Origin of the sequence: Pseudanabaena sp. UWO311, assembly GCF_006937785.1 — a bacterium.
Taxonomy (GTDB): Bacteria; Cyanobacteriota; Cyanobacteriia; order Pseudanabaenales; family Pseudanabaenaceae; genus Pseudanabaena.
This window is the reverse complement of record NZ_SJEE01000039.1, coordinates 1-12,223: the sequence shown is the minus strand read 5'-3', so window position 1 is coordinate 12,223 and position 12,223 is coordinate 1. Positions and strand designations below refer to the sequence as shown.

Annotated in this window: 11 protein-coding genes and 1 riboswitch; of the genes, 8 read left to right on the top strand and 3 right to left on the bottom strand. The window is 42.6% G+C overall.

Going from position 1 to position 12,223, the window contains the following annotated elements; genetic code table 11:
* Positions 1-136: 136 nt before the first annotated feature.
* From PseudUWO311_RS21150 to PseudUWO311_RS21120, 7 genes are all read left to right on the top strand, one after another.
* A complete protein-coding gene (locus PseudUWO311_RS21150) occupies positions 137-1,561 on the top strand; it encodes an aminotransferase class I/II-fold pyridoxal phosphate-dependent enzyme (RefSeq protein ID WP_142657217.1) in 1,425 nt (474 codons plus the stop codon).
* Positions 1,562-1,624: 63 nt separating this feature from the next.
* Positions 1,625-1,770: riboswitch (cobalamin riboswitch) on the top strand.
* Between the two features lie 143 nt (positions 1,771-1,913).
* Positions 1,914-2,381, top strand: coding sequence for a hypothetical protein (locus PseudUWO311_RS21145; protein WP_142657216.1), 468 nt, complete (start codon positions 1,914-1,916; stop codon positions 2,379-2,381).
* A gap of 69 nt (positions 2,382-2,450) precedes the next feature.
* Positions 2,451-3,617 carry a fatty acid desaturase gene (locus PseudUWO311_RS21140; RefSeq protein WP_142657215.1) on the top strand — a complete coding sequence of 389 codons (1,167 nt, stop codon included), beginning with the start codon at positions 2,451-2,453 and terminating at the stop codon, positions 3,615-3,617.
* A gap of 5 nt (positions 3,618-3,622) precedes the next feature.
* Positions 3,623-4,603, top strand: coding sequence for a methyltransferase domain-containing protein (locus tag PseudUWO311_RS21135; RefSeq protein ID WP_142657214.1), 981 nt, complete (start codon positions 3,623-3,625; stop codon positions 4,601-4,603).
* Between the two features lie 28 nt (positions 4,604-4,631).
* Entirely contained in the window at positions 4,632-5,255 is a 624-nt protein-coding gene (locus tag PseudUWO311_RS21130) for a macro domain-containing protein (RefSeq protein ID WP_142657213.1), read from the top strand.
* A gap of 345 nt (positions 5,256-5,600) precedes the next feature.
* Positions 5,601-7,295, top strand: a complete 1,695-nt coding sequence (locus PseudUWO311_RS21125; protein WP_142657212.1) for a CTP synthase — start codon at positions 5,601-5,603, stop codon at positions 7,293-7,295.
* Positions 7,296-7,474: 179 nt separating this feature from the next.
* The gene (locus PseudUWO311_RS21120) at positions 7,475-8,533 is read left to right on the top strand and encodes a pentapeptide repeat-containing protein (RefSeq protein WP_142657211.1); all 1,059 of its coding nucleotides are present in this window, start codon (positions 7,475-7,477) and stop codon (positions 8,531-8,533) included.
* Between the two features lie 37 nt (positions 8,534-8,570).
* Here the strand turns inward: PseudUWO311_RS21120 and PseudUWO311_RS21115 are convergent, their stop codons facing one another.
* Genes PseudUWO311_RS21115 through PseudUWO311_RS21105 form a run of 3 tightly spaced genes read right to left on the bottom strand, consistent with a single transcriptional unit; the run spans position 8,571 to position 10,982 of the window.
* A complete protein-coding gene (locus tag PseudUWO311_RS21115; protein ID WP_142657210.1) occupies positions 8,571-9,620 on the bottom strand; it encodes a M23 family metallopeptidase in 1,050 nt (349 codons plus the stop codon).
* Between the two features lie 9 nt (positions 9,621-9,629).
* Complete coding sequence (locus PseudUWO311_RS21110; protein ID WP_190303601.1) at positions 9,630-10,346, bottom strand: biotin--[acetyl-CoA-carboxylase] ligase; 717 nt, start codon at positions 10,344-10,346, stop codon at positions 9,630-9,632.
* 15 nt (positions 10,347-10,361) lie between these two features.
* The gene (locus tag PseudUWO311_RS21105; protein WP_142657208.1) at positions 10,362-10,982 is read right to left on the bottom strand and encodes a phospholipid scramblase-related protein; all 621 of its coding nucleotides are present in this window, start codon (positions 10,980-10,982) and stop codon (positions 10,362-10,364) included.
* A 449-nt stretch (positions 10,983-11,431) separates the two neighbouring features.
* Between PseudUWO311_RS21105 and PseudUWO311_RS21100 the strand changes: the two genes are divergently transcribed.
* Positions 11,432-12,142 (top strand): leucine-rich repeat domain-containing protein, encoded by a 711-nt coding sequence (locus PseudUWO311_RS21100; RefSeq protein ID WP_223807670.1) that lies wholly within the window; start codon positions 11,432-11,434, stop codon positions 12,140-12,142.
* The last annotated feature ends 81 nt before the right edge of the window (positions 12,143-12,223 follow it).

Genomic DNA, 12,223 nt, shown 5'->3' with positions numbered 1-12,223 from the left:
TCCCTTCTTCTAGAAATAAGTCGGACTTACCCCCTTTAATTCCCCCTTGCAAAGGGGGAAAACTAGAAATCTTGTTCCCTCCCCTTTGCAAGGGGAGGGCTAGGGTGGGGTAAATTTTAAATCACCTAAGTAGACCTTGAATCAAAATTCAGTTCCATTATTAGAAGCGGCGCAGCGATATCTAGATATTGATCATGCGCCGTTTTATATGCCAGGACATAAACGCGGTCAAGGGATTGATCGCGAATTTATGTCAATCATGGGTGAAAATATTTTTCGCCTAGATTTGCCAGAATTGCCTGATCTCGCAAAACCGATCGCAGAAGCCGAAGCACTGGCTGCTGATGCTTATGGTAGCGATCGCGTATGGTTCCTAACCAATGGCTCTACTTGTGGTGTACAAGCAATGCTATTGGCAACTTGTCAGCAGGGAGACAAGATTTTAATTGGGCGAAACTGTCACAAAGCGGCGATCGCAGGACTAGTTATTAATGGCGCTACTCCTGTATATTTGCCCACTGACTATCTGCCAGAATTTGATTTGGACTTGGGTGTGAGTCCTACAACCTTAGAATTATTCCTGAACCTGCATTCTGATGCGAAAGCAGTGATGCTAGTTAGCCCCAATTATTTTGGAGTTTGTGGCGAATTGCAAAAAATGGTAACGATCGCCCATTCTTTTAATGTTCCCTTATTAGTTGATGCTGCTCACGGAGCGCATTTAGGTTTTCATCCTGATCTACCAAATTCGGCATTGCAAGCAGGAGCCGACCTAGTTGTACAGTCCACACACAAAGTCGCAGGTAGTCTCACCCAGTCTTCAATTTTGCATCTGCAAGGCGATCGCATCGCAGCCGAACAGGTAGATAGCGCTTTGCAAATATTGCGATCGAGCAGCCCTAGTCTATTGCTTATGATTTCTCTGGATGTGGCGCGGCGACAACTGGCAGTAAATGGCAAAGAACTCTTAGCTTACACATTGGGCTTAGCTAAATCAGCGCGATCGCAATTAAATCAAATTCCTAATTTACGAACCTTTAGTCAAATAGAAGTTCCCACACTTGACGATACTCGCCTTACAGTAATGACTGATTGCATAAGTATTACAGGCTTTGAAGCTGATGAATATTTGTATTCCCAATTAGATGTAATGGCAGAAATGCCCACCAGATCGCAATTAGTATTTAGTCTCAGTTTTGGCAATACCCACGATGATATTGATCGGCTAGTGAATGGATTCCAACGGCTTGTTAAGGAAAAAGGAAAAGGGAAAAAGGAAGAATTAATTACGAATTATGAATTACGAATTACGAATTATCAATCTGGTTTGACTCCGCGTGAGGTGTATTTGGGGAAATGCGATCGCATTTCTATTGATAATTCGATCGGGAGAGTTAGTGCTGAATCTCTTTGTCCTTATCCTCCAGGGATTCCTCTAGTTTGTATTGGTGAAGAAATCACGTTCGAGGTCGTGGAAATGTTGCAAGCTATTTTGCGATCGGGCGGTGTTATTAATGGGGCAAGCGATGACAGCCTCAAAACAATTTTAGTTGTACAGTAAACCAAAAAAAGAGAAAGGCGGCGCTTTGCGCTGCCTTTCTCTTTTTTGAGTTTATGTCCTACAATGAAGAGACTATCGTTCGGTTCCAACGGGTAACAGCCGTTGGAGGAAACGGGGAAAGTTTGGTGTAAACCCAGCGCTGTCCCGCAACTGTGATGAGATGCATCAATCTCTAAGTCAGGATGCCCGCCGATCGTAAAGTGGCTCTTTTTAAGATTCACAAACCTACACTTTTTCATCTGCGAGGTATAGATGATGTTTAGTTTGCAATTTTTAGAAGTTTTACAATTGCTCCAGCTTTCACAAAAACTGTGCCAAGGCGATCGCATCAAGCAGACAAATAGGAAGTCCAATGCTGCGAGATCATAAAGAACGTCAGGACATCTGCCATTCTTGGCAACCTCAGTTTATTCGAGATAATTTTTTACTAATTGGATATCATGCCCTGAGGGGTGTTGTAACATCAGGGAAAGGGATTACAGTTTGTATTGTCGGTCAACCTGCTGCTGATTTTAAGCCGAGTTTTCACCTTTGGCAATTTAGAACTCAGTTTATAGCAGCAGAATTTGCTGCACCCTATTTACTGGAAATGGGTATCAGTTCAAGACAGATTCCGTCATTAATGCAGGCGATCGCCAACTATGATGCTCAACAAGAGATCATTCTGGCAATGAATATCGATCAACATATCGAAATTTACTGTCTCCAAAACCTGAAGATTTCTCCCTCAGAATGCTACAAACAAGTATGCGATCGCTGGGATGAATTTATGCCAACAGGGTCACCGCCCGAATCATCACATCGGTTTATTAGAACCTAGAATGGGCGGCGCAACGTGCTGCCCGTCCTAGCCATGCAGCTAGAGTTATTTACAAGAGTATTTTATTGAGTGGAAAATATAATTAAAAAATCAGACTTTGTTCTTGCTCCTTACATGAAGAGCAATGATCTATGGGCAACCTATCAAATCCTGAATACCGTTGTTCCCTATATTGCTCTATGGTTTTTAGCAGTTAAAGCAGCAGCAGTATCTTTTTGGTTTCTGCCACCAATCATCATTTTGATGACTCTCTTTTCATTGCGATGCTTCTCGTTAATGCATGATTGTGGACATTATTCACTCTTTACTTCCAAAAAAGTGAATAGAGTTGTTGGTTTCTTTTTGGGCGTGATTAATGCTATACCCCAATATCCATGGTCAAGAGGTCATGCTTATCACCACAAAACCAATGGGGATTGGGAACGATACCGTGGTGTCGCAGCATTTCTCTCTACTGAAGAATTCTCTAAGCTTAATGATTCCGATCAAAAGCTTTATGCCGTAATGAGACATCCATTAATGTCTTTTTTGGGAGGCTTTTTCTACCTTGCCATCAGACCAAGATATGCACTAATTGCAGGAAGCTATGATTTTATTGGTCATATATTTTCCAGTTTAAGGAAAGACCCTCGCATGGGTTTAGCCGCGATTATCTCTTCTCACAAATCTAGAAATTGGTATACGGGGGCGGAATTTATAGATTTGCTACTCAATAATATTTGCGTTATCGGTAGTTGGATTTTCCTTAGCCATTTGCTCGGAGCAGGATTCTTTTTCAGCATTTACTCAATCAGTTTGACTTTTTCAGCAGCAATCTTTATCTGCGTGTTTTTTGTGCAGCACAACTTTGAAGACTCCTATGCTCACAAAACAGAAGGTTGGGACTATCTCCTTGGAGCACTTGATGGTAGCAGTTATTTAGAATTGCCAACAATTTTGAAGTGGTTTTCCGCAGACATCGGTTTTCATAATATCCATCACCTTTCTGAGAGAATCCCTAACTATAATCTCGAAGCTTGTCATAACGAAAATATTCACCTTCTCTCCAAGGTCAGAACTCTAAGGCTTGGAGATATGCTTGGTTGCGCCAAGTTTGTGTTGTGGGATTCTGAAGCAGGTAAACTCATCTCGATCGCTGAATTTCACAAGGCAAAATCTACAGCTCTGGATATAGAGCAAAGTCATCTAAATCAAAATAAGCTGGAAGAATTACTTGTCAAAAATGGTAAGACTTAATCTTGATGAATTTATTTATTACTACGTTGGAAGCTATCTCAGTAGTTGCGATCGCAGGAATCGGCATTTATCTAGCTACAGCACGTCGCTATCAATCTGCTGATTCTGTTGCTAATTCCTATGATCAATGGACAGAAGATGGCATTTTAGAGTTCTACTGGGGCGAACATATTCATCTAGGTCATTATGGTTCGCCGCCGCGTTCTAAAGACTTCTTGACTGCTAAATCTGATTTTGTTCATGAGATGGTGCGTTGGGGTGGCTTAGATAAGCTGCCTGCTGGAACGACTGTTCTGGATGTCGGCTGTGGTATTGGTGGCAGTAGCCGTATTTTGGCAAAGGACTATGGCTTCTCCGTTACAGGAATTACGATTAGCCCTGAGCAGGTCAAACGTGCTCAAGAGCTAACTCCAAAGGATCTTGATCTGCAATTTCAGGTCGATGATGCGATGGCGATGTCATTCCCTGATGCAAGCTTTGATGTGGTTTGGTCAGTTGAAGCGGGACCACATATGCCCGACAAAGCTATTTTTGCAAAGGAGTTGATGCGCGTACTCAAGCCCAATGGGTTGCTAGTACTTGCAGATTGGAATCAGCGAGACGATCGCCAAGTGCCTCTAAATATTTGGGAGAAGCCTGTAATGAAGCAACTCCTCGATCAATGGTCACATCCTGAGTTCTCAAGCATTGAAGGCTTCTCTGAGCTTTTGGAGGCGACAGGTTTCGTCGATGGCAAGGTAACAACTTCTGATTGGACAGCAGAAACTCTTCCTTCATGGCTAGATTCAATCTGGCAAGGTGTAGCGCGTCCTAAAGGATTGATAAGTTTTGGCGTATCAGGATTTATTAAATCTGTAAGGGAAATACCCACGATTTTATTAATGCGTCTAGCTTTTGGGGCAGGACTTTGTCGTTTTGGCATGTTTAAAGCTGTGCGATCGCCTGTTAACGCAAAAACCCTTGCTGAAACGATTCCTCACAAATAATTTCAGGTAGAACTTTATGACTACTGATATGTTTGGCAAAGATACGTTAAAAAAACTAATCTTAGTGGCTCCTAATGCAGAATTATGTAAAAACTGGGAAATTTATTTTCAAAACTTACCAAACATAGAAATTGTTCAAGGTTATTTTCAAAACCTACCAGAATTTGATTGCATGGTAAGTGCAGCCAATTCTTTTGGATTGATGGATGGAGGAGTAGATCTAGCCATCATTGATTTCTTTGGACAAAAATTAATGGGGCAAGTGCAGCACTGCATTATTCAAGAATACTTGGGAGAACAACCTGTTGGAACTTCGCTGATTGTTGAGACACAACACCCAAAGCATCCATTTATCGCGCATACCCCTACCATGCGGCTACCAATGCCAATATCTCATACAGACAATGTCTATGTAGCAATGTGGGCAATGTTGCTAGCAGTAAGAAAGCATAATCGACACCACTCTACACCAATAGAAGTTGTTGCTTGTCCTGGGTTAGGAACAGCGACAGGGAAAATGTCTTTTGAAGAAGCTGCTAAACAAATGGCTTTTGCCTACTCAAATTTTCTCAATCCACCATCAAAAATTGACTGGGAAATTGTCACTAAACGCCTAAAACCAATGGCTCCATATGATTTTCCAAGGAAATAATAGCTATCTTTTAAATCGAGACTTGTCGATTATTGCTAGGATTTATGAACAAATCGATTACAGCAATTTAGAGATCGCATGAATTGTCGGTAGCTTTAATCAGCGATATTAAGACAAAGCCAAAACCCATTCATAAAATTGCGGCGCTTTGCGCCGCAATTTTATGAATGGGTTTTATGTCATGACTTGATTGGCTATATTTTGAGTAAAAATAACGCGCTTAAAGCATAAGCACGGCTGTAATATCTATGCTCAGATCTTGCAGAGCAATCACCTGCTATATAATCACTTTGTTAAGCATTGTTTACGAAACAATAAAACAATGCACCCTATAACGAAATTTTTATGGCTAAGTATATCTTTGTGACTGGCGGTGTTGTCTCTAGTATCGGGAAGGGCATCGTTGCCGCAAGTTTGGGACGATTACTTAAATCTAGGGATTATTCGATCGCAATTCTAAAACTCGATCCCTATATCAATGTTGACCCAGGAACGATGAGTCCGTTTCAGCATGGAGAAGTTTTTGTCACCGAAGATGGCGCAGAGACAGATCTAGACTTGGGGCATTATGAGCGCTTTACTGATACCTCGATGTCAAAGCTAAGTAATGTCACCACAGGCGCAATTTATCAAGGTGTGATCAATAAAGAACGGCGCGGCGACTATCAAGGCGGCACGGTGCAGGTGATCCCACATATTACTAATGAAATTAAAGAACGAATTCATCGCGTTGCAAAAAATGGTAATCCTGACGTTGTCATCGTAGAAATTGGCGGGACGGTAGGCGATATCGAATCACTCCCATTTATCGAAGCAATTCGTCAGTTTCGTAAGGATGTGGGACGGCAAAATGTTGTCTATATGCACGTTACCCTGATGCCTTGGATCGCCTCCGCTGGAGAGATGAAAACTAAGCCCACTCAGCACTCGGTTAAGGAATTACAATCCGTGGGGATTCAGCCAGACATTTTAGTCTGTCGTAGCGATCGCCCTTTACCGCAAAACATCAAAGACAAAGTCTCAGAATTTTGCAACGTGCTACCCGAATGCGTAATGACAGGGCAAGATGTGAAAAGCATCTATGAAGTGCCATTAGCGATGGAGCGTGAAGGGCTTGCTGAGCAAGTGCTGCGCCTGCTAGGTATGCAACAACGTCAACCTGATCTTCGTAGCTGGCAAACCCTTGTAGAGCGTCTCTATCGCTCAGAGCATCAAGTAGAGGTGGCAATCGTTGGTAAATATGTAAGACTGACCGATGCCTATCTTTCGGTGATCGAAGCCCTAAAACATGGTGCGATCGCCGTTAATAGCAATGTAAATTTGCGCTGGATCAACTCTGAAGACATTGAGGCATACGGCGCAGAGAAATTCCTAAAAGATGTCCATGCGATCGTTGTCCCTGGTGGATTTGGTCACCGTGGTGTCGATGGGAAAGTTGCTGCCGTACAATATGCACGCGATCGCCAAATTCCATTTTTAGGTTTATGTTTAGGAATGCAATGCGCAGTTATTGACTGGGCTAGAAATGTTGGTAAACTTAGCGATGCAAATAGCGCCGAGTTTGCGCCAGACTCCACAAATCCTGTTATTCACCTCTTGCCTGAACAGCAGGATGTCGTTAACCTTGGCGGCACAATGCGTTTGGGGCTATATGCTTGCCGTCTTGCTCCAAATAGCCTAGTTCATGAGCTTTATAATGAGTCAGTGATTTACGAGCGCCATCGTCATCGCTATGAATTTAATAATGCCTATCGATCGCAGTTTATTGACTCTGGCTATGTGATTAGCGGTACTTCTCCCGATGGGCGACTAGTAGAAGCGATCGAACTTCCGAGCCATCCTTATTTTATTGCCACTCAATTCCATCCTGAGTTCCAATCTCGTCCTAGTAGACCACATCCACTTTTCCAAGGTTTAATTAAGGCAGCCTTGGATTTACAACAACAGCGTCTTGCTAATGGGACTGAGCTAGAGAGTTCCGCAATTCTTGAACAACTTAATGAGCAACAACAAGAGTTCGCTTCTGCGACCTCTGTTTAATCAATTTTTTGGTTGAATTCAATTGCTGGCGTAGGGGCAGGTTTAGCTACAAGTCAATGGTTTAGCCATAGATTTATTCCAAAACCTGCTCCTACAGGGATTTTGTCTTACGGGAATATCTTCAGGCTATTCTCAGTAATGAAATTACCTCTTAGTTTTTTATTTTGAGGATCTTCAATATGGATGCAGCACTTACTTCTCAAGATATTTTGCGCCGCTATGCAAAAGGCGATCGCGACTTTAGTGGGCTTAATCTCAATGGCATCAAACTCAGTGGGGCGAACCTTAGTCGCACGGATTGGCTGGATGTTAATCTCTCAAAAGCCTACCTCAATAGTACGGTTTTGACTTTTTCTTGTTTGACAAGGGCAAATATGCGCGGAGCCTTAATGGTTGGTGCAAATCTTTGTGGTGCGAATCTCAATCAAGCGAGCATGAGTAATGTCAATCTATCCAATGCTGATTTGCATGGAGCTAGTCTGCAAGGAGCAACACTTTTTGGCGCAAATCTCAGTCTTGCCAATTTGATGGATACTAACTTAATTGACGCAGATATGCGAACGGTTAACTTGAGTGGCGCGAACCTTGTCGGAGCCTGCATGAAGGGAGCAAATCTCAGACAAGAAAGAGCGATCGGCGATCAACATGAAATTGATGCTGGCAAAAAGAAACGCAGCACAGCTAGTCTAACAGGCGCAAATCTATCTGGTGCTGACCTGCGTGGGGCAAATCTATCTGGTGCAGATCTCCATAAAGCCGACCTACGCGGTGCAAATCTCCAAGAAGCAACTCTTAGTGGTGCAAACCTTAGTGAGGCAAAGTTAAATAATGCCAATATGCAAGGCGTATTTCTCTCTGAAGCTAATCTCAGTTGTGCGATCCTCACAGGAGCAATTTTAAATAATGCCAAATTGGAAAGAGCAATTTTAATCGATGCAGATCTTAATGGAGTTTCACTGCGAAACGCGATTATGGCAGATGTTAAGGCGAGTCGGGTGCAGATGCAAGGTACAGATCTCACGGATGTCAAATTGACTCGTGCTGATCTCAGTCGAGCTAATCTCAGTGGGGCAATTATGATCAGGGCTAATCTCATCGAAGCATATCTTGCTCGGACTAACCTAGCCAAGGCAGATTTGACTGATGCAATTCTCAACCGTGCTGAGTTAAGTAGTGCCAATCTTGTCGGAGCAATTCTCAAAGGTGCAACGCTTCCCGATGGAAAAGTTCATAAGTAAAATCAGTAAAAGCCTCGCAATGCGAGGCTTTTACTACTTAAGCTTTATTTGCTGATTTAGTTGATTGTGCGAGATATTTTTGCAATTGCTCCATGGCAAGCATTAACTGCGGTGTGGGATCGATCGCTACCAGTCCCTCTCGCATTTTTTGCCAAATCTCGAAATGTAGATGTGGTCCAGTCGCCATACCCGTACTACCGACCAAACCAATCACATTGCCCTGCTTGACCTCTTGCCCTGGCTTGACTAAGACCTCAGACAAGTGCGCATAACGAGTCTCATGGGTGTCTCCGTGAGAAATGACGACAATTAAGCCATAGCCACCGAGCCAACCCGCAATTTCTACACGACCACTAAAGGCGGCGACCACAGGTGTACCTTCGGGGGCAGCTAAGTCTGTCCCTTGATGAAAGCGCACTTGACCTGTGACAGGATGGACACGAGCGCCAAATAGCGAACTAATCACCGATGGAGAAATTAATGGAAACAGCATTTGCTTGTCACCATTGCTAGGCAAGCTCATCGCGGCAATTTCTTGAGAAGTGAGGCGACGCACTTGGACGGCAGTTTCTCCCGATGCGGCGGTATAGAGAACATTGCCATTTTGGTAATAGTTTTGTGATCTATTCGATGCATTTCTAGCGGCGATCGCTACTTCAGGATTACAAAGATCGCCATTGCGTTCCAAGAGGCTACTAGCCTTGAATTTACAACCAGTAGATCGGTTCTCTAGGACAATTTCGACAGGTTGCCCAACGGGCTGAGATCGCTTGGCAGAGGCTTTTGGTGATGGATTCGATGCAGTCTCAATATTGATTAAGACAGATTCGCGATTCCCTGCATTATTTATAGGCTTAACATCTGAAGCAGAGTTAAAGTTACTTTCACTTTTGATCTCTACAGTGGGTGCAGGTGCGATCGCAGGTTGAGTTTGAACCTGCGTAGCTGGTGTCGAAGGTTTTGATACTGCTTCAGGGGAAATAGCAGATTTCGTTGCGGCATATGCTGAGCCAACTAAAAAGTAGTTATTTGTGGAGAGGCAGAGCAGGGTTGCTAACGTAATCGTTGAAATTGTTGATTTTCGCATAATTTGATTCTACTGATAGCCGACAGAGAAGTTTTGAGGCTGATAGATCGCTTCTTGGGAATTGCCCTCCCATCTTACTACCAGTTCGCCCGTTGGTCTAATGTCGATTATTTTGCCTTGAAGTTCCCGCCCATTAACTGTTTGACGTACTTTTTTGTCGCTAAGTAGCTCTAAATATTCCGCCAAAATGCTCATCATGCCTTCATTTTCGCTGCGAGTCTGACCTAGCTGTATGCCTTTTAGTACCACTTCGATCAGTTCATCCATACTTGATAAAGTTGTTGGTAATTCGCCCAGTGCGATCGCGCCTTCAGGAACCTCGTTTGTCCAATTAATCCCGATCCCCACTACTGCGTAAAGAACTTTACCAGCCTCGATTCGCGTTTCAGTGAGAATTCCTCCCAATTTACGGCGATCGATTAATAGATCGTTTAACCATTTCAGCTTTACATTTGCCCCTGTTTCATTCAGTACCTTAGCTATGCCCCAAGCTGACCAGAGTGTAATTTGATGAGCATTTGCTGCTGTCAAATTTGGCTGCAAAATCACTGACATAAATAATCCCCCCAAGTCTGACTGCCAACTATTACCGCGTTGACCTCTGCCTTTAGTTTGGCGTTTGGCAATGAGCACCGTGTTTGATAGCGCTTCGAGACGATCAATTAGTCGCCAAGCTTCACTATTAGTTGAATCAATTTCTTCGTAACGAATAATCTGAAAGCTCAAGGTAATTCCTGACTATTAAGAAGCTTTAGTCTCAAAGTATAAAAGATCAACAAACACTGCACCAGCGAGTAACAGCAACTTTTCATCTGCTGTTAATTTCGCATCGGTGAAGCGGACTCTAAAGTTATCAGCATCAGTGAATAGTTCTTTAGATAGCCCTGTCCATTTCTTTTCAATTACCGATACTTCCCTTTCAGCTTTTTTGATGGGGAATGTCCAAATTTTCCATAATGGCGAAGTCATACTCATGACCACTCGCCCCCTAGTATCCAAAAATTCAAATTTTTTGTTAAACCATGCAAATCTCTGTTGCAAACTTCCCACAGGGCGATCGCCTGCCCCAAAAATATCAAGGCGCTGAAAAAAACAGCGAAAAGGATGATGAGCGCGAAAAACTTGCTGATTAGCCATATCAGTTCCCACGATATTAAAAACTCGCCAATGTCCTAGAAACTGTCGCATGATCGCATCTAAGAAGCCAAGTTTTGGCTCAGAGCAATACCCAAATTGTTGACCATCATCGGTTTGGATTTGATAACGGTTGCGAGTTTCAAAGCCAAATATTTCTGCTAGTTCAAATTTTTGTTTGACATAAATTGCATTGGCTTGGGCAAGGGTTTGCAGAAAGATACTCATTTTTTTCGGCTAAAACTACTCCTTAGGATATACTACTCCGTTCCCACTAAAGAAATAGATATATAAAATCAAGAAATAGCGGTGCGGGGCTATGCCCCGCACCGCTATTTCTTGATGGAGAAGGGAGTATGGCATTTTCTAAGCGATTGCATTCAATGTTTGAGCGTCGGGCGATCGTCAATATCACAAAATCAAATATTGCCATTCTCTTCTAATACATTTGGAGAAAGCTATATAAGACATAACTATTATGACCTTGTCATCTTATTGGGTGTATTGCCACATTTTCGGCAGGTGATATTTTGTTTTTTGCTTCTACCAATTTTTTGCTTATGAAATCGTTGTTTCTTACAGTTTTTTTATTAACTCTATTTCATTCGTCCGCTAGCTTTGCGACGGAGCTCCCTAAAGTGAAGAGATTTGAAGACTGGTGTAAAGAGAGGAACTCTTTGCCTTCAGAAACAAAGAAAACTATTGATTATTTATTAGAGGGTTCTAGGACGCAAGATTGTCGGTTAGCAGATATTGCTCTTAACGAACGAACCGAACTACTAACCTCTAGTCCTACTCCATCTGATATTAGCGACCTCCGACCGATCGCCAGTTTGACAAATTTACGTCAGCTCAGTTTCTTTAGTCACAAAATCACCGATCTCACCCCCCTAGTGAATCTCAAAAAACTTGAAGCCCTTGCTATTTACAGCGATAGTCTTACCGATATTAGCCCCCTTGCTAGCCTAAACAATCTAACGGATCTGAGACTTCTAGGGAAGAACATAACTGATATCCGATCGCTCTCTAGTCTGACCAAGTTAAAGAAATTTACACTGTGGTATAGCTCAATCAAAAATATCGAGAGTTTGAAGAATCTAACTCAATTGAATGAGTTAAGTTTTTTCAACACTAAAATTTCTGATATTAGCTCTTTGTCTAGCCTAAAATCCTTGACTGTCCTTGAATTAACCCACAGCAATGTTACTAATATTCAAGCTTTATCAGGTTTAAGCAACTTGAGAAGGCTGGATCTTGACAGCAATAAAATCACAGATATCAAGCCGATCTCGCGCCTGACTAATCTAGTTTATCTGGATCTAAGAGCCAATCGCATCAGTAATTTACAGCAAATACCGATCAAACCCGCCACAAAAGAAGCTAACTAAAAGGGTCGAAGCAGAGACCACAATGATGAAACCAATTAAGAGCATCTTCATCAGTAATAGAATTAATAGCCATAGTAATTG